Raw genomic sequence first — 19374 nt, forward strand, 5'->3', positions numbered from 1 at the left:
AAAATACTAAAATAATTATGAAGAAGATCATTTTATCAACCCTAGTTATATTTGCTCTGACCAGTTGTAAAAAAGAAAGTTCAAAAACTGATGACAAAGGGATATCCCAGGATTCAGTAGCTGTTGCAGAAAATACTACTTCTGCTGATCACACGGCTTATATTTCAAAAGAAATTTCTCCCGAAAATATTGGAGACTATCTGGCAAAAAATAATGACACACTGTATGTTACTAATTTCTTTGCCACTTGGTGTGGGCCATGTATTCAGGAAATTCCACATTTCAGAAAAAAAATGGAAGAACTGAAAGGAAAACCTGTAAAGTTTACTTTTGTTAATCTGGATAAAAAGTCTGATTGGAGTACTGCAGTTAAAGATTTTGCAGAAAAAAATGATCTTGCAAAAAACATAATCTTACTGGATGGCCAAAAGCTTGATGAGAATTTCTTTCCGAAAAATTTTAAAAAATGGGACGGTGGTTCTATCCCTTTTACTTATATGAGAAAAGGAGCGAAAACTGATGAATATCTTGGAATGATGAATGAAGAACTTTTAAACTCTAAGATCGATTCATTCTTAAAATAAATTGTACAGAATCATTTCTGAAAATGTCAAAAAAATTCAAAATCCTGTGTTTTTTATTTATAATCGCTATTATTCTAGCTGCGGTTATTAATCTGAATACAGGATTTTTAAGTTTAAACCTAAAGGATTTTTTTTATAGCTCAGCCAACGGCCAGATTGCAGACATTCGTATCAACAGGGTTTTGGTAATGCTTTTAGCCGGAATTTCCATTCCCACTTCAGGGTTTCTGATGCAGGAATATTTCCAGAATCCATTAGCAGGGCCGGATATATTAGGTATTACCTCCGTAGCTAGTTTATCTGTTTCATTTTATATTTTCTTTTCACATGATATTCTGCTTCCGGATTATCTCCAGAACAGTTTCCTGAGCTTATCAGCGATTATCGGCAGTTTCTTCCTGATGATCGTACTTTTATCCATTTCTAAGAAATTTCAGGACAAATCTTATCTTATTATCTTTGGGTTTTTAGTTTCCGCACTGGCCGGAGCAATTGTTTCTTTACTTCAGTTGTATGCAGAAAATCAAAGTCTGAAAAATTATATCCTATGGTCTTTCGGCGCAAATAATATGGTCACCAGAAACCAGATCCTTGTATTGTCTGTTTTGGTCATTGTCGGCTTATATATGTCTTTTAAAACCATTAAACCATTAATTGGAAATTCCTTGGGAAGCTCCTATGCACAGAGCCTTGGAGTAAACTTGCATCATTTAAAGCTGTTCATCATCATAGCCGCTTCGCTCCTATCAGCATCTATAACGGCATTTTTGGGGCCTATTTTGTTTATAGGCATTATTGTTCCTCATTTTTGCAGACTTATTTACAATCCTGCAAAACTATGGCAGCAGTGGATCTTGAACATGATGCTGGGAATGCTGATGATGTTACTGTTTTCAATTATTGCAGAGAAAAGTCAGATTCCGTTGAATGTGATAAGTTCTATTTTTGGAATCCCCGTTATCCTTATGATGCTTTTGAAGCAGAATAAAGTTTAATTCGTTAATTGCAAAAGACACAAAAATTAAGATAAATACTGTATATTTTTAAGACGCAAGAAAACTGGATATAGATAAATTTCATTGCTTCTTTACAAATACCAAAAACAAAAAATGCATCTACAAATCAAACAAGCCCATATTGGTTATAATACGACCCTGATTTCAAATACTAATACCCATTTGAATTTAGGAGACGTATGCTTGTTGATTGGAAACAATGGTGTAGGAAAAACCACTCTGATTAAATCAATTTTACATCAGATACCACTATTACAGGGAGAAATTTTAATAAATGGTAAGAATATAAAGAAACTGTCTGTTAAAGAAATTGCAGAGAATATTGCCATTGTTTTTTCTAAGTCGGTTATTCCACAAAACTATACGGTGGAAGATCTTATTTCGTTAGGAAAATACATTTATTATCCATATTATTTTGAGTTAAAAAAAGAGGACAGAGATGAAGTTTCACATATCATCAGTGAACTGAATTTGAATCAGTATAAGGATATACTCCTGAAAAATCTCTCTGATGGAAATCTTCAGAAAGCATTTATTGGACGTGCTTTAACACAAAACTCCCCTATTATTATTCTGGATGAGCCTACCACCCATCTTGATGAAAAAAATAAGATTATCATCCTTAAAACATTACGCAAGCTGGCAAAGGAACAAAACAAACTTATCCTTTTTTCTTCCCATGACTGGCGGCTGGCAAAAGAATTTGCTGATAAGATATGGTACGTAAAAGACAATCATTTGTATTCAGGGATTGTTGAAGATATCCTCCTCCAACATGATGAACTGACCAACGTTTCTTTATTTCAGGTTAACGAAAGTTTTGTCGCACCGGAAATTTCTGCCCCTCCGATTTATAAGGAGATGCTGTATTCACTGCTTCAAAAAAACTTTCAAAAAGACCTCTCATCTTTTAAATTTGAGTTTCAAAACAAGTTTTGGGTAATTTATTACCATAACACAAAACATCAATATGAATCATTCGAAGAAATCATTGATTCCATCAGAAACATTCATTAATACGTACTTTTTATTATTTATTTCACATACTATGCATGCATAGTATTATGCTAATCATACAATTTAATCGATTTACTATCAGATTGTTAACAAATTTTAACGTTAATAAATACTATGCATGCATAATATTTACTAAATTTGATAAAAACCTATTACCAAAAATGATGGATAACAACAAAGAAAAAATAGAAAATGTAGATCTGGTTCTAAAACAAACCTGGCTTGCTGTATCCAAAATGTTCACAGAACTTGCCCAGGAGCACGATTCTACAGCCGTTCAGGCGCTCACGCTTCTTAAAATAGATCCTAAGGAAGGGACAAGAAGCACAAATTTGGGACCCAAGATGGCCATTGAGCCTACTTCTCTTACAAGAATTATAAAACTTCTGGAAGATAACGGCTATATCTATAAGGAGAAAACCACTACCGATAAAAGAGAGGTTATCATAAAACTTACAGACAAAGGGCTAAACTCAAGAAATCTTTCAAAAGAAGTGGTCTTAAGTTTCAACAAAAGGGTCATGGATAAAATTGCTCCGGAAAAAATGGAAATTTTTAAGGAAGTAATGAATGAAATCATGAAAATTGCCAACGATCTGAATAACAGAAAATAAATTAACATACAACCGAAAGGTTACGTCTGACCCAATAAAAATAAATAATAAATAGTTTACAGATGAAAAGAAGAATCAAACACGTTACGGTTCTTGGTTCAGGAATCATGGGAAGCGGTATCGCAGCTCACTTCGCCAATATTGGTGTGGAAGTTTTGCTTTTAGATATTGTTCCCTTTGAATTGACTGAAGCAGAACAAAAAAAAGGTTTGACCAAAGATGATAAAGCAGTAAGAAACAGAATTGCTGCAGAGAACTTTGAAAAACTTAAAAAAGCGAGTCCTGCACTACTCTATTCTCCAAAATTTGCAGATAGAATCAAAGTAGGAAATTTTGATGATGATTTACAGAAAATAAAAAATACAGACTGGATTATTGAAGTGGTCGTTGAAAGACTGGACATCAAAAAATCTGTCTATGAAAAGATTGAACAATTCAGAAAACCAGGAACTTTAATTTCTTCTAATACATCGGGAATTCCTATCCACTTATTAACGGAAGGAAGAAGCGATGACTTCAAGAAGTATTTCGCAGGAACCCACTTCTTCAATCCGGTACGTTATCTTCCTCTTTTGGAAATTATCCCAACCAATGATACGGATCCCGAGATCGTTGATTTCTATATGAACTACGGAGCTAAGTTCTTGGGTAAAACTACCGTTTTGGCAAAAGATACACCGGCATTCATTGCCAATAGAATCGGGGTATTTTCCATGATGGATCTTTTACATAATGTACAGAAGTTAGGTCTTACCGTTTCCGATGTAGATAAATTAACAGGACCGGTGATCGGCCGTCCAAAATCAGCAACCTTCAGAACAGCAGATGTGGTAGGTTTGGATACTCTGGTTATGGTAGCTAACGGTGTACGCCAAAGTGGTTCAGAAGCCAATGACTTTAATGATGTGTTTGCGCTTCCGAATTATATCCAGAAAATGATGGATAATAAATGGTTAGGCTCTAAAACACAGCAAGGATTTTACAAGAAAGTGAAGAATGCGGATGGAAAATCTGAAATTCACGGATTAAATCTGGATACTTTAGAATATGAACTTCAGGGAAAATCATCTTTCCCTACCCTTGAGCTTACTAAAACCATTGATAAACCTATCGACAGATTCAAGGTTTTAATCGGCGGAAAAGATAAAGCAGGAGAATTATACAGAAAATCTTTGGGTGCGTTATTCGCTTACGTATCTCATAAAGTTCCGGAAATTTCTGATGACATCTATAAAATTGATGATGCCATGAGAGCTGGTTTCGGATGGGAAAACGGTCCGTTTGAGATCTGGGATGCCGTAGGTATTCAAAAAGGTATTGAACTTGCGAAAGATGCAGGCTATGAGGTTTCCGATTGGGCTAAAGAATTGGCGGAAAAAGGACAAACATTCTATAAAGTTAATGATGAAGGTCAAAGTATCTATTATGACAAAAACTCAGGAAATTACAACAATATCCCGGGTCAGGATGCCTTCATTATTTTGGATAATATCAGAAAGAATAAAACACTTTGGAGCAATTCAGGTTCAGCTATTGAAGATCTGGGAGACGGAATTATCAATTTTGAGATCCGCTCCAAGATGAACTCTCTTGGCGGAGAAGTTCTTGACGGACTTAACCGCGCGATCGACTTGGCTGAAAAAGAATACGATGGCCTTGTAATCGGTAACCAGGGGACCAACTTCTCGGTAGGTGCCAATTTAGCTATGATCCTTATGATGGCTATTGAACAGGACTGGGATGATCTGAATATGGCTATAGCCTATTTCCAGAAATCAATGATGAGAGTTCGTTATTCTTCAATTCCTGTCGTAGTGGCTCCTCATGGAATGACTCTTGGTGGCGGCTGCGAAATGACCATGCACGCTGACCGTGTAGTTGCTGCTGCGGAAACTTATATCGGCCTGGTAGAAACCGGAGTTGGTGTAATTCCTGGTGGTGGTGGTACTAAAGAATTAACTTTAAGAACTTCAAGAGAATTTCACACCGATGATGTAAAAAATAACAGGTTACGCGAAGCTTTCATGAACATTGCCATGGGTAAAGTAGCAACTTCAGCCTACGAAGCCTATGATATGGGAATCCTTGAAAAAGGAAAAGATATTGTTTCCGTAAGTAAAAACAGACAAATTGCAGAGGCTAAAAAGATTGCAAAATTATTAGCAGAGCAAGGATACACACAACCTATTGAACAAAGCGTAAAAGTTTTAGGAAAAGATGCATTGGGAATGTTCTATGTAGGAACAGACCAGATGTTAACCGGAAACTTTATTTCTGAACACGACAAGAAGATCGCAGATAAACTGGCCAATGTAATGGTAGGTGGAAATCTTTCCGAACCAACTGTTGTAACCGAACAATACCTGTTGAATCTTGAAAGAGAAACTTTCCTTCAACTTTGCGGAGAAAGAAAAACCCTGGAAAGAATACAGTACATGTTGCAGAACGGAAAACCACTTAGGAATTAGAATTTTCTGTAAAATGTAAAAAGTATTAATGTATTAACGATGCACAATTTCAGAGATCTAGAAGTTTGGACAAAATCAATGAAACTTTGTAAAATTTTTTACCTGGCCACGCTTGATTTTCCACAAGATGAAATATTCGGACTTACCTCTCAATCAAGAAGAAGTCTTTATTCAATTTCTTCAAATATTGCTGAAGGTGCGGGTCGTGATACAGATGCTCAGTTTTCACATTTCCTGAATGTTGCCTTAGGATCATCCTTTGAATTCGAAACACAAATATTAATCGCTAATGATTTGGGGTTTTTCAAAAATGATGATTTTGATATTATTTATTCAGAAATTAAACATATTCAAAATATGCTGGCCAAATTGAAGCAAAAATTTAATACTTAAACATTTTAGATCATTAATACATTTTACATTAATACTTAAATACAAAAAAATGAAACAAGCATATATAGTAAAAGGATACAGAACAGCGGTGGGTAAAGCGCCTAAAGGTTCCCTTCGCTTTACACGTCCGGATGTAATGGCGGCTACAGTAATTGAAAAATTAATGGCTGAGCTTCCGCAATTGGATAAAAACAGGATTGATGACCTTATCGTAGGAAATGCAATGCCTGAAGCTGAGCAGGGCTTAAACGTAGCCCGTCTGATCTCTTTGATGGGATTGAATACGGATAAAGTTCCGGGTGTAACTGTAAACAGATATTGTGCATCAGGAAGTGAGGCAATTGCTATTGCTTCAGCTAAAATTCAGGCCGGAATGGCGGATTGTATTATTGCCGGTGGTACTGAATCAATGTCTTATATTCCTATGGGAGGATACAAGCCGGTTCCGGAAACTGATATTGCCAAAACAAACCCTGACTATTATTGGGGAATGGGTTATACTGCGGAAGAAGTGGCAAAACAATATAAGATTACAAGAGAAGAACAGGATCAGTTTGCTTTTGAATCTCATATGAAAGCTTTAAAGGCTAATGCTGAAGGTAAGTTTGCCAATCAGATTGTTCCCCTTCCTGTAGAATATAATTTCCTGGATGAAAATCAGAAGATGCAAACCAAAAAGTTTGATTTTTCTGTTGATGAGGGACCAAGAAAAGATACTTCTTTAGAAGGTTTGGCCAAACTAAGACCTGTATTCGCCAACGGAGGAAGCGTAACAGCCGGAAACTCTTCTCAGATGAGTGACGGAGCTGCTTTCGTAATGGTTATGAGTGAGGAAATGGTAAAAGAGTTAGGTTTACAGCCGGAAGCAAGGCTTGTTGCCTATGCCGCTGCAGGACTTGAGCCTAGAATCATGGGAATGGGACCTATCTATGCTATTCCAAAAGCACTAAAACAAGCAGGCCTTGAATTAAAAGATATCGAATTAATTGAATTAAATGAAGCTTTCGCTTCCCAGTCAGTTGCCATCAAAAAAGAATTAGGTCTAAACCCTGATATCCTTAATGTAAATGGAGGAGCAATCGCTCTGGGGCACCCTCTTGGATGTACCGGAACAAAGCTTACTGTACAGCTTCTGGATGAAATGAGAAAACGCGGAAATAAATACGGTATGGTTTCAATGTGCGTGGGAACCGGACAAGGAGCAGCAAGTATTTTTGAACTTCTATAAAATGTATTGATGTATTGACGTAAAAAGTATTCATGATGAAGGAAACTTCATAAATACATATTACATGAATACTTTAATACAAATAATTAATCTAAAAAAATAAAAAACAATGAGTGATACACTTAATAAAACACGAAAAGGCGGTGAGTTTTTAATTAAAGAAATTCCTGCTAATGAGATCTTCTCTATTGAAGAACTTAATGAGGAACAAAAAATGCTTCGTGATTCTGCGAAAGAATTTATTGACAGAGAAGTAGTTCCGCAAAAGGAACGTTTCGAAAAGAAAGATTATGCATTCACGGAAGAGACAATGCGTAAGCTTGGTGAAATGGGTATGCTTGGAATTGCTGTTCCTGAAGAATATGGAGGACTGGGAATGGGCTTTGTAACGACCATGCTTGCCTGCGATTATATTTCGGGAGTTACCGGTTCATTAGCTACGGCATACGGAGCGCACACCGGAATCGGAACATTACCAATTGTTCTTTACGGTACAGAAGAGCAAAAGAAAAAATACCTTCCGGATCTGGCTACAGGAACTAAGTTTGGAGCCTATTGTTTAACAGAGCCGGATGCAGGTTCTGATGCCAACTCAGGAAAAACAAGAGCTAAATTATCTGAAGATGGTAAACATTATATCATCAACGGACAAAAGATGTGGATTTCCAATGCTGGATTTGCCGATACTTTCACTCTGTTTGCAAAGATCGATGATGATAAAAATATTACAGGCTTTGTAATCAACCGTTCTGAACTTGAAAACCCTGAAAGTTTAACTTTCGGAGAAGAGGAACATAAATTAGGGATCCGTGCATCCTCTACCCGTCAGGTTTTCTTTAACGATATGAAAATCCCTGTTGAAAACCTTTTGGGTGAAAGAAACAACGGATTTAAAATTGCTTTGAACGCATTGAACGTTGGTCGTATCAAATTAGCTGCAGCTTGTCTTGATGCCCAGAGAAGAATTACCAACCACTCTATCCAGTATGCTAACGAAAGAAAACAGTTTGGCGTTTCTATTTCAACTTTCGGAGCGATCAGAAAGAAGCTTGCTGAGATGGCAACAGGAATATTTGTAAGTGAGGCAGGTTCGTACAGAGCGGCTAAAGATATTCAGGATAAGATTGACGAACTGGTAGCAGGAGGATTAGATCATCAGGCTGCAGAATTAAAGGGTGTTGAAGAATTTGCTGTAGAGTGTTCAATTCTTAAAGTTTTCGTATCTGACCTGGCGCAACATACAGCTGACGAAGGAATTCAGGTATACGGAGGTATGGGATTCTCGGAGGAAACTCCTATGGAGGCAGCTTGGAGAGATTCAAGGATTTCAAGAATCTATGAAGGTACTAATGAGATCAACAGATTACTTGCAGTAGGAATGCTGATCAAGAGAGCGATGAAGGGTGAATTAGACCTGTTGTCTCCTGCTATGGCAATCAGTAAAGAATTAATGGGTATCCCTTCATTTGAGGTGCCGGATTATTCTGCCTTTATGAGTGAGGAGAAAGCGATTATAGCAAACCTTAAAAAAGTATTCCTAATGGTTTCCGGAGCTGCTCTTCAAAAATATATGATGGATATTGAAAAGCAGCAACACTTATTGCTAAATGCTTCAGAAATCCTTAATCAGATCTACATGGCAGAATCTGCAATCTTAAGAGCTGAAAAGCACTTTACTCCTGATTCTGTAGAAGCAGCTATGGCTCAGCTTAACCTTTACAAAGCAGTTGAGAAAATCATCGTTGCTGCTAAAGAAGGAATTGTTTCTTTTGCTGAGGGAGATGAGCAAAGAATGATGCTTTCCGGATTAAGAAGATTTACAAAATATACTAATCATCCTAATATAGTTGCTCTTACTGAAAAAGTTGCAGCACACTATATTGAAAAAGGACATTATTAGTCTTTTCTAAAATAAATTTGATGTTAAAGCACTTCATCTTTGAAGTGCTTTTTTGTTTTATAAATTTTTGTTACATTTAAATAACCGAAACATCATCATAAAACAAATAAATTATGGGAAAATTTATTATTTCTAAAAGAACAAACGGGGATTATCAATTCAACCTGAAAGCAGGAAACGGCCAGGTAATCTTAACAAGCCAGGGATACAGCTCCAAATCAGGATGTGAAAACGGCATAGAATCCGTGAGAATCAATTCTAGAGACGACTCTAAATTTGAAAGAAAAACTTCTTCTAATGAAAAGTCTTATTTTAATCTAAAAGCAGGGAATGGCCAGATTATTGGAACCAGCCAGATGTATGAATCTGAAAATGGTATGGAGAACGGCATAGAATCGGTAAAAAACAACGCTCCCATTGCATCTGTAGAAGACGAAACACAGGGATAAAATATTTTAAAATAATTAAAAGAAATGTCTTATTTATTTAAGGCATTTTCTATTTTTGCACAGAATCTTTTCAAAAAAAATGACTAAAGAAGAACTTTTACACAGAGCCATAAAGATTGCTGATAAAGCGCATAAAGGGCAGACCGATAAATACCATGCACCCTATATTGCCCATGTAATGCGTGTTATGGAGTACGGAAAAACAATGGATGAAAAAATCGTAGGGGTATTGCATGATGTCGTAGAAGATCATCCTTCTGAGTTTAGTCTTGATTTTTTACGAAATGAGGGCTTTCCGGAATATATCCTGTTTGCCATTAGTTGCCTTACCAAGTTCGATCCTGAAGAGGACTATGACGATTTCATAAAACGAACTGAAAGATCTCCCCTTGCTGTAGCTGTCAAATTAAACGATCTGCGGGATAATATGGATTTACGAAGAGTAAACAGGGAACTTACTCCTAAAGACATCAAAAGATTTAATAAATACCTTAAGGCATATCATTATCTGATCGAAAAATATTAATCCGCTCCCGGGAATTCATAAGTTTTCGTATGGTGATCGGTGCCATCGATATTAATGTTCAGGGCTAAGTAAATAAAATGAAGATTTTTGTTTCCGGTTGCATCGAATTCTCTTTGCCAGAGGTAACCACATAAAACACCGAAATATTCGTCAATCTGATAACCGAATCCACCGTAAACCCTGTTTCGGGCAAATGTAGGTTTCATAGGACTTACAAAAAATACTTCGTCATAAGCATTGGCAAAAACAGTTCCTTTTTCGATTGTTTTCGCATTTAGAGGTACGCTTACATTCAAACGGTAACGATAACGCATCCTTTGAGATGTTTTATCTGTTTTAGGCTCGTAAAACCAGCTCTTTTCCGCGCGGAGACGATTCTCAAATTTTACAATCCCTTTCTTAACGTCGATAACGTCCTGGAGCCATACCCTGAATTCCTCTCTGCTTAAGCTCTGGGATTTATAGTTCACATATCTTCCAAGACCTATAAACGGTTTGTGGTTTTTTGTGAGATTATATCCCAGCCCTCCTTTTATTTCGTAATAATCGGGATAAGTATAATCTTCATTTCCTCGAAGCTGACCTTCTGCATACAGGAAAAATTTTGGATGAAATTTATAGGTGAGGGTTACAGCATTAAAGCTTGAAATATGCTCTTGTGCCTTTATAAATGCCATGCTACATAGCAAACTTAAACCTAAGAAAAGTTTCATCTGAAAAAATTTTTGCAAAAATAAAATTAATTAACCACTCGTTAATATTAACTTTACTTAATATTAATATTGTAGGTAAATCCTATATGAAACCATCTGTTAGGCATCTGAACACCAAAGGTTTCGGTATATTTCGTATTCGTAACATTATTAATCAGAACATAGACTGAGAAATCCTTTTTAACGAAACTAATTTTTTCGTCCAATAAATTATAGCTGCCAAGATTCACTCTGTCATTATAACGGTATACTAATTCATTAGTGAAATGTTGCAGGAAACTTGTCTCAAGTTTGGCAACCAACTGATGTTTCAGATTATCGAGAACATATCTTGAAACAAAATCATTAGACTGTTTAAATTCGGTATCCAGGTACGTATACCCCAAAGAATATTTTACCCAAGGGAATAATCTGTGATTAAATTCTATCTCAACCCCTTTCGTATCAATTTCTCCTACATTTTGAGCATACCATACAGGGTCCTCCAAGGATTTCTTTACCCAATCAATAGAATTCTTTGAACTGCGCATAAAACCACTGATTTTCGCCAGTAATATTTTATTCTGATATTGGTATCCCATTTCTGATGAAACTGCATTCTCAGGCAAAAGACCAGGGTTTCCCTGCTCTGTTTTACTTATATAATACAGATCTGTAAATGTTGGCACCCTGTGCACTCTTGCTACATTAGCATAGACCTTGTTATTGGAATCAAAATTATAACCTACATCCAGACCGGGATAGAAGAAATTTCCTTCCTTAGAGTAATTAGCCCACGAAATTCCGGGACTGATATTTAGTTTTTTGTCCAGCAATGAAAAGTGATGTTCAAAGAGTACCTGGGTGACAAAACGGTTTCTGTCTCCAAGGTTATTACTCACCATAAACTCTTTTCTCAGTTCGACACCAACCCCTGTCGTTCCTAATCCCCATGTATAACTTGAATTAACTTCTCCTCCAACATTATTTCCGATATGCATGTTCCTGTACAGAGCGGGATTTTGCCTGTTATATAAATACATATCCTGTCCCCTTCTCCAATATACATTAGAATTAAGTTTCAGTTTCCCAAAAGTTTGCTGGTGGGCTAAACTGATAATGGAAGCCTGCATCTCCTCATACTGCTCTGTAGCCTTCGGTGATGAATAAAATCCATTGGCTCCGAATTTCTTTTCTGAAAAACCTGCCTGAAGCCTTATATCTCCATTTCTAATCCCTAATTTGCTCTGGTAAAACACATTCCGTATTTCATAATCCGTATTATGCATATACCCCTGGGAAGTGGATGAATTAGCTTGCAGGGAGTTGGAAAACTTTTCATTTCCCAATTGGGCATTCAACCCGAAACCATAGGTCTCATAATCTCCGCCTTCCGCACTTATTTTTACCTTTTTACCTAAAATTGTTTTGGTGATGATATTGATGACACCCGCATAGGCATTTTGGCCAAATCTACGTGCTGCGGGACCTTTAATAATTTCTATGCGCTCAACATCTTCAAGATCCACCGGAATATTTAAAGAATTGTGCCCCGTTTGTGAATCATTCATCCGAATCCCGTTTAATAGTATAAGGATCTGTTCAAATGAGCTTCCACGAAATCCTACATCACTCTGTACACCATTGGCACCTCTTCTCCTGATATCCATTCCAGGAACCATCTGGAGAATTTCATCAATACTTTTGGCCGCAGCATTTGCGATCTCTTCTCTTGAAATTATGGTGATATTCTGATTGGCACTCTTATAGGGAGTAGCTATAAATTTTCCCTGAACTTCTATCGTTTCAATATCTGATGCTCTTTCCTGTGCTTGTCCCATTACAATAGCTCCCAGAAAAAAAACGGCTCCCAGCTTTTTCATTATATCCTTAATTTAAGATTTTTTTAAGATTTCCAAAATTAGACGACTTAAACAACACTTACAAATGATTATTATCATAAACTTTAATTGATATAAATAAAAAAAGATGCAGTGGACTGCATCTTGTGTGGGGAAGTAATTACCTTTTTCTCATTAAATGTGTAACAAGGTCTCTGAATAACTTTACCATTATTATATACATTTATACGCTGCAATGTTAAATAAATTTAAAATACGAAGCAATACTGCAACTTAAAAAAACATAAAAATTCATAAAATTTCTTTAACATGCTAAATAATATATTGCATCTTTCCTTCTTTGTTTAATAATTAATACTGATGAACAGATTCATTGCTATCATTTCATAATTTATTGTTTAATACACTACAGTAATAATATTTTATTATTGAAATAATCAATTGGTCTGTTTAAAGTATTTACATAAGTGTTTTTTTATCAAAAAAGTACCAAAGCAATGACCGGTCAATGTTTTTATTTTGTAAATATTAACAGTCTGTTTAATAGATTTTTTGAATAGTAAAAGCGATAATTAGACGAAGAAAATCCGTTAAAAATTCGTATTTTTGTTGGTCTTAATTTTACTATGGCATCAATTACAGAAATAGATATAAAAAAGCAGGTATTTGTTAAAAATGCACATCTTAACAACCTGAAGCACATCGATGTATTAATCCCGAAAAATAAACTGATCGTTATCACAGGAGTGTCCGGAAGCGGAAAATCATCACTCGCTTTTGACACAATTTATGCGGAGGGACAAAGGAGATATGTTGAAAGCTTAAGTTCGTATGCACGACAGTTTTTAGGGAAACTGGAAAAACCAAAAGTGGATGATATTAAAGGACTCGCTCCTTCAATTGCTATCCAGCAAAAAGTTATTTCTTCCAACCCCCGTTCAACAGTCGGAACTTCCACAGAAATTTATGATTACCTTAAACTTTTATTTGCCAGAATCGGGAAAACATTTTCCCCGGTTTCAGGACAGGAGGTAAAAAAAGATTCGGTGACAGATGTCGTGGATTTTATTAAATCTTCAAAGAAGGATTCTTCTTTTCTTTTAACGGCTCCACTGGAATATGATATTGACAATTTTGCAGAGAACTTAAATGTCCTCAAGCTAGCCGGTTTTACGAGATTGGAGATTAATGATAACGTTGCAGGAATTGAAGATCTGGAAAGCTTTGGATTTACTCCTGAAAAAGGAATGATCATTAATCTGGTGATCGACCGTTTTGCTTATGAAGAAGATGAGAGTTTTCTTCAAAGATTGGCAGACTCTATTCAGATGGCTTTCTACGAAGGTAGAGGGTATTGCTCGCTTAAAAATATTGAAACAGGAAAAGTTAGAGAGTTTTCCAATAAATTTGAGATGGACGGGATAGAATTCCTGGAGCCCAATGTCCATTTTTTTAGTTTTAATAATCCTTATGGTGCTTGCCCTACCTGTGAAGGTTATGGAAAAGTAATAGGAATCGATGAAGACCTTGTAATTCCTAACAAGACCCTTTCCGTTTATGAAGATGCTGTTGTGGCATGGAGAGGAGAAACGATGAGTGAATGGAAAAAAGCATTCATCAAAAAAGCGGGGGACTTTCCTATCCATAAGCCTTATCATCAGCTTACGAAGGAGCAAAAAAATTATTTATGGAAAGGAGATGGTAGCAGCAGTTTTCCATCGATCAATAATTTCTTCAAAATGCTTGAAGAAAATTTATACAAGATCCAATACCGTGTCATGCTTTCCCGTTATCGGGGTAAAACACTTTGTCCAACCTGTGAAGGTTTAAGGCTTCGTGAAGAAACAAGCTGGGTAAAAGTTGACGGGCATAATATCCAGTCTACGATTGAATTACCGCTTGACGAGCTCTTCCCTTTAATCAATTCTTTACAGCTTTCGGAACATGATCAGGAAGTAGCTAAAAGGCTTCTCTATGAGATCACTACCCGTCTGGAATTCCTATTAAAGGTGGGATTAGGATATCTTACCCTTAACAGAACATCCAATACGCTGTCTGGAGGAGAAAGCCAGAGGATCAACCTTGCTACCAGTTTGGGAAGTTCATTAGTAGGTTCCATCTATATTCTGGATGAACCTTCAATCGGGTTACACTCCAGGGATACTGAAAATTTAATCGGAGTTTTAAAAAATCTGCGGGATTTGGGAAATACCGTTATCGTTGTTGAACACGATGAAGATGTAATGAGAGCTGCAGACTATATTATTGATATTGGTCCTGAAGCCGGTTACCTGGGCGGTGAACTTGTTTTTGCCGGGGATTACAAAGAATTAAAAAATGCTGATACCCTTACCTCTCAATATTTAACAGGCAGACTGGAAATTAAAGTTCCCGAGAAAAGAAGGAAAGCTAAAGAATGGATCCATATTAAAGGAGCCAGACAAAATAATCTCAAAAATATTGATGTAGATGTTCCTTTGGAAAACCTGGTTGTTATTTCAGGAGTTTCCGGAAGTGGTAAATCTACACTAATGAAAGAAATTCTCACAAACGATATCCAGATACAGTTGGGAATGGGAGGAAAAAAAGGAGATTACGATACAGTGGAATTTCCTAAAAAACTGATCAAGAATATTGAACTCATCGATCAGAATCCTATCGGGAAATCTTCACGTTCAAACCCTGTTACTTATCTTAAAGCTTACGATGATATCAGAGATCTTTTTGCCAAACAAAAGATGTCTAAGATGATGGGCTATAAACCGAAACATTTCTCATTCAACGTAGATGGTGGAAGATGTGATGAGTGTAAAGGAGAAGGGGTCATCAATGTCTCTATGCAGTTTATGGCTGATATCGAGCTGGAATGTGAAACCTGTAAAGGAACCCGTTTCAAAAATGAAATTCTGGAAGTAAAGTTTGATGAGAAGAATATTTCTGATATCCTCCATATGACGGTGGATGAAGCTCTTGAGTTTTTTAAAGAAAATCATGAAGACAAAATTGTTACGAAATTAAGACCTTTGCAGGAGGTTGGTTTAGGTTATTTACAGCTTGGGCAAAGCTCTTCTACCCTTTCGGGAGGTGAAGCACAGCGTGTAAAACTTGCTTCTTTCCTGGTAAAAGGAGTAACAACGGATAAGACTTTATTTATCTTTGATGAACCCTCAACCGGACTCCATTTCCATGATATCCAAAAATTACTGAAATCTCTTCAGGCACTGATTGATCTCGGGCATTCTGTAATTGTTATAGAACATCAACCGGACATCATCAAATCTGCAGATTATATTATTGATATTGGTCCTGAAGCCGGAAAATATGGTGGTGAAGTAGTTTTTGCCGGGACACCTGAAGAACTGGCAGACAATAAAAAGTCGCATACGGCCAAATATATCAAAGAAAAATTAGAAAATTAATATGAACAGAGAGTCAAATTTGACTCTCTGTTTTTTTAATCTTATTAAATGATCTTAAAGCACATTATACAAAAAGGGGCTTTCCCTGATGTATGTTGTATCTTCAATTTGTGAAATCAGAAATTCCGCCAGGTCTGCTGCGCTGATATTTTCACCCTTACAATCTTCCAGACTGGTTTCCACATTGAAATGTTCATCGGTCTGAATAATTAAAGGAAGTCTTACCAATGTCCAGTCCAGATCTGTTGTCGTAAGTAATTCATATTCTGTCTGCTTGTCTTTTGTTGTTTTCGGATAGTTTTGATACATCCAGTCTGTTGCCTGTTTCACCTTTATATTTTTTTTATCAAAAGGGGTGTTAACATTCAATCCGGTAGTTACAATATATCTTTTAAGACCGTGAAAGGTCATCGCCTGTAGAATATTTCCCGTGGCATCACTGAATATAGGATCTTCACCAACCGGCTGCCCTAAAGTACTGATGGCACAGCTGGAATCTTTAAGTAAAGCATGAACGGACCGATAATTTCTGGCATCCCCTTTCATAATTTCTATCAGAGAATTTTCTGATTTAAAATTCTCGGGATTTCTGAGCAAAAGTTTAATGGAATAGCCTTTTTCCAAAAGCTGACGAACAAGATATTTTCCGGATTTTCCGGTACCGCCGATCACGGCTATTGTATTTGTTTTCATAAGAATCTCTTTAATGTTATAAACTGTACACGCCGGTAATATAATATTACCATTGGTTTTGTTTTTATGTAAATATAAAATGACAAGGAGTCCAGGAGCCTGAACCCTTATAAAGCCCGGTTATAGAATCTTACCGGTAAATACTGATGATATTTATAAAGAGATTTTAATAGGATAAATTTACTTATTTAATTTAAAACAGCAGTATAAAAATTTATAAATATCTAATTAATACGACTTTACAAAACAATTAAAGAATTATATTTGTTAAGAACCATAATACAACTCATACAACCAAATTCAAATCATATGAAACCATTTACCGTAAACATTTCAGAGACTGTTCTTACAGATCTGAAAAACCGAATTCAAAACACCCGATGGCCCGGAGAAGCTGAAGGTTCTGACTGGCACTTCGGAACAAGCGAAAAGTACCTGAAGGAAATTACAGACTACTGGATCAATGGATACGACTGGAAAAAACATCAAGACCAGCTGAATCAATATCCCCAATATACAACTGACATTGACGGGATTCAGATTCATTTTCAGTATATAAAAGGAAAAGGAAGCAATTCCATCCCCTTATTGCTAACCCACGGCTGGCCGGATACCTTTTATCGTTTTCACAAAATAATTCCTCTGCTTACGGAGGGTGAACAAACTTTTGATCTTATTATTCCTTCTATTCCCGGGTTTGGCTTTTCTGATAAGATTGCCATTAGTAGTGAAGCCGTAGCAGATGTATGGATCAAATTAATGACGGAAACATTAGGGTATAATAAATTTTGTGCTGCGGGTGGAGACGTGGGAATGGGAGTTACCAAAGCTTTAGCTTCCAAATATCCGGATATTATGGAGGGAGTTCATTTTACGGATATCGGTTACCCTATGGGACAGGAAGATCCGAATACAATGACAGAGGAAGAAAAGCAATTTGCCCAGTTTGTACAGCGCTGGTGGTATTCCGAAGGTGCTTACGCTATGGTTCACTCTACAAAACCACAATCATTGGCTTATGCACTCAATGACTCTCCTGTCGGGTTAGCGGCATGGATCATTAGTTTTGGAAACGCCGGTGCTCCTCCTGAATTAATCGAAACAGCTTTTGGAGGACGCGATGAGTTGCTTACAAATATTATGATCTATTGGGTCACCCAGACCATCGGTACATCCATGAGAATGTATAAAGCCGATGCTATAGCACAATGGGGAGGATCTCAGCCATTGGAAAAAACCGATGTTCCTGCGGGAATTGTAGTGCTTCCCCGTGAGGCCCAGTTTCCCAGAGAATGGGCAGAACGGTTTGTCAATGTTGTCTCTTTTAAAAAACTGGATAATGGCGGCCATTTTGCAGCATTGGAAATACCCGAGGTATTTTCAGATGAATTGAGATCATTCTTTTATTCTTTGTAGCTGCGCTAAGAATTGGTTCTCAAAACACCATGATAAGGATAAAAACGGGAAATTGATAAAGCCAATTAATACACTGAAAAACCTGATCACGGACTTATCCACAAAAAAATGTGGATAACTTGTGAATTTTAACATTTAATTCATGTTTTGTATTAAAATTATTCCTACATTTACTATGTAATACAACTGAAATGAAATCGTTTTTTGCTTTTTTCAGATTTGAAATTGCAATTAAATTTATAAAAATTTAAGCACAGCATTGTCGGCTGTGCTTTTTATTGTTGTCTAATTAAAAAAATGAGATGTATTTATCTACTGGATCCGCTCCTAAAGAGCGGATTCTTTTATATTATACCTCCTTACTACTCTCTCTCAAATTTTTTTAATGTTCCGTTTTCGTTTAGCTCAATTGAATAGCGTTCCCTGCTTCCGTTAATGCTTGAAGGATACCATCTTATCATATTGTTCCAGACCGAGATGGAAATATTTGTAACAGGCTTTGCTCCTTCAACGCGAGCTGTTTTTTCATTATAGATTTCTGCCGCTTTGGCAATATTTACGAAAGGAAGCTTTCTTAAGGGGACCAACCTGGTTTTAATATTATCTTTAACGGATAATTGTTCCGGGCTGGGATCAGACCATTTACCATTTTCATAGCGGTAATTGTCTATGTATTCCGGGTTCTGAGGATGCTGAAGCATCAGCCTGATATTGCCATCGTTATAAAAATAAACGGAAGAGTAGATAAAGATCTCTTTACCCATGTACTGAGGCAGCTTTTTCAGTGCTTCCTCAGCTTTGATTAATTTTTCTTCGTTGCTTAGAAAGTCTGTGCTTTTACCTTCCTGATGAGTCTGAACATGGGTTTTAGTATGTTTTTCCAAAATAGTATTGACCATATGCTGCGCTTCTTCTATCTGCCGTTCTACTGCAGGATCAAATGGGCTTTCAGGAAAAGTTTCTTCCTTTTTTACATAGGTAGAGATACTATCTTTTGGTACAGGCTTAAGGGTATCCTTAACACTCTTTGAAATCTGTTCGCAACCTGTAAAAAGAGTACTGCCTGCAATTATTATAATGATTGATTTTTTCATGGT

Annotated in this window: 16 protein-coding genes; 12 read left to right on the forward strand and 4 right to left on the reverse strand. The window is 36.5% G+C overall.

What is annotated here, in order from left to right:
* Positions 1 to 17 precede the first annotated feature (17 nt).
* From G9C87_RS16395 to G9C87_RS16440, 10 genes are all read left to right on the forward strand, one after another.
* Positions 18 to 584, forward strand: a complete 567-nt coding sequence (locus G9C87_RS16395; protein ID WP_172283120.1) for a TlpA family protein disulfide reductase — start codon at positions 18 to 20, stop codon at positions 582 to 584.
* Positions 585 to 607: 23 nt separating this feature from the next.
* Complete coding sequence (locus G9C87_RS16400; protein WP_172283122.1) at positions 608 to 1579, forward strand: iron ABC transporter permease; 972 nt, start codon at positions 608 to 610, stop codon at positions 1577 to 1579.
* 114 nt (positions 1580 to 1693) lie between these two features.
* Complete coding sequence (locus tag G9C87_RS16405; protein WP_172283124.1) at positions 1694 to 2617, forward strand: ABC transporter ATP-binding protein; 924 nt, start codon at positions 1694 to 1696, stop codon at positions 2615 to 2617.
* 164 nt (positions 2618 to 2781) lie between these two features.
* Complete coding sequence (locus G9C87_RS16410; RefSeq protein ID WP_172283496.1) at positions 2782 to 3231, forward strand: MarR family winged helix-turn-helix transcriptional regulator; 450 nt, start codon at positions 2782 to 2784, stop codon at positions 3229 to 3231.
* A 62-nt stretch (positions 3232 to 3293) separates the two neighbouring features.
* Positions 3294 to 5699 carry a 3-hydroxyacyl-CoA dehydrogenase/enoyl-CoA hydratase family protein gene (locus tag G9C87_RS16415; protein WP_172283126.1) on the forward strand — a complete coding sequence of 802 codons (2406 nt, stop codon included), beginning with the start codon at positions 3294 to 3296 and terminating at the stop codon, positions 5697 to 5699.
* 39 nt (positions 5700 to 5738) lie between these two features.
* Positions 5739 to 6092 (forward strand): four helix bundle protein, encoded by a 354-nt coding sequence (locus G9C87_RS16420; RefSeq protein WP_172283128.1) that lies wholly within the window; start codon positions 5739 to 5741, stop codon positions 6090 to 6092.
* Between the two features lie 49 nt (positions 6093 to 6141).
* Positions 6142 to 7320, forward strand: coding sequence for a thiolase family protein (locus G9C87_RS16425; RefSeq protein WP_172283130.1), 1179 nt, complete (start codon positions 6142 to 6144; stop codon positions 7318 to 7320).
* A 109-nt stretch (positions 7321 to 7429) separates the two neighbouring features.
* On the forward strand, positions 7430 to 9220 hold the full coding sequence (locus G9C87_RS16430; RefSeq protein ID WP_172283132.1) for an acyl-CoA dehydrogenase family protein: 1791 nt from the start codon (positions 7430 to 7432) through the stop codon (positions 9218 to 9220).
* Between the two features lie 113 nt (positions 9221 to 9333).
* A complete protein-coding gene (locus tag G9C87_RS16435; RefSeq protein ID WP_172283134.1) occupies positions 9334 to 9669 on the forward strand; it encodes a YegP family protein in 336 nt (111 codons plus the stop codon).
* Positions 9670 to 9748: 79 nt separating this feature from the next.
* Complete coding sequence (locus G9C87_RS16440; RefSeq protein WP_172283136.1) at positions 9749 to 10195, forward strand: phosphohydrolase; 447 nt, start codon at positions 9749 to 9751, stop codon at positions 10193 to 10195.
* On the opposite strand, the gene G9C87_RS16445 is transcribed toward G9C87_RS16440, so the two are convergent.
* Together G9C87_RS16445 and G9C87_RS16450 are read right to left on the reverse strand one after the other, a co-directional pair.
* Positions 10192 to 10908, reverse strand: coding sequence for a DUF2490 domain-containing protein (locus tag G9C87_RS16445; protein ID WP_172283137.1), 717 nt, complete (start codon positions 10906 to 10908; stop codon positions 10192 to 10194). The two genes, G9C87_RS16440 and G9C87_RS16445, sit on opposite strands and share 4 nt — an antisense overlap.
* A 53-nt stretch (positions 10909 to 10961) precedes the next feature.
* On the reverse strand, positions 10962 to 12770 hold the full coding sequence (locus G9C87_RS16450) for a TonB-dependent receptor plug domain-containing protein (RefSeq protein WP_194304270.1): 1809 nt from the start codon (positions 12768 to 12770) through the stop codon (positions 10962 to 10964).
* Between the two features lie 605 nt (positions 12771 to 13375).
* Here G9C87_RS16450 and uvrA point away from each other — a divergent pair.
* Positions 13376 to 16168, forward strand: a complete 2793-nt coding sequence (gene uvrA / locus G9C87_RS16455; protein WP_172283139.1) for an excinuclease ABC subunit UvrA — start codon at positions 13376 to 13378, stop codon at positions 16166 to 16168.
* Between the two features lie 54 nt (positions 16169 to 16222).
* Here the strand turns inward: uvrA and G9C87_RS16460 are convergent, their stop codons facing one another.
* Positions 16223 to 16861: an NAD(P)-dependent oxidoreductase gene (locus G9C87_RS16460; protein ID WP_172283141.1), complete on the reverse strand. Its 639-nt coding sequence runs from the start codon at positions 16859 to 16861 to the stop codon at positions 16223 to 16225.
* 309 nt (positions 16862 to 17170) lie between these two features.
* On the opposite strand from G9C87_RS16460, the gene G9C87_RS16465 reads away from it, so the two are divergent.
* Complete coding sequence (locus G9C87_RS16465; RefSeq protein ID WP_172283143.1) at positions 17171 to 18277, forward strand: epoxide hydrolase family protein; 1107 nt, start codon at positions 17171 to 17173, stop codon at positions 18275 to 18277.
* 362 nt (positions 18278 to 18639) lie between these two features.
* Here the strand turns inward: G9C87_RS16465 and G9C87_RS16470 are convergent, their stop codons facing one another.
* Complete coding sequence (locus tag G9C87_RS16470) at positions 18640 to 19371, reverse strand: hypothetical protein (RefSeq protein ID WP_172283145.1); 732 nt, start codon at positions 19369 to 19371, stop codon at positions 18640 to 18642.
* Positions 19372 to 19374 lie beyond the last annotated feature (3 nt).

It is taken from the genome of Chryseobacterium sp. LAM-KRS1, from assembly GCF_013184525.1.
In the GTDB taxonomy this organism is placed as follows: Bacteria; Bacteroidota; Bacteroidia; order Flavobacteriales; family Weeksellaceae; genus Chryseobacterium; species Chryseobacterium proteolyticum.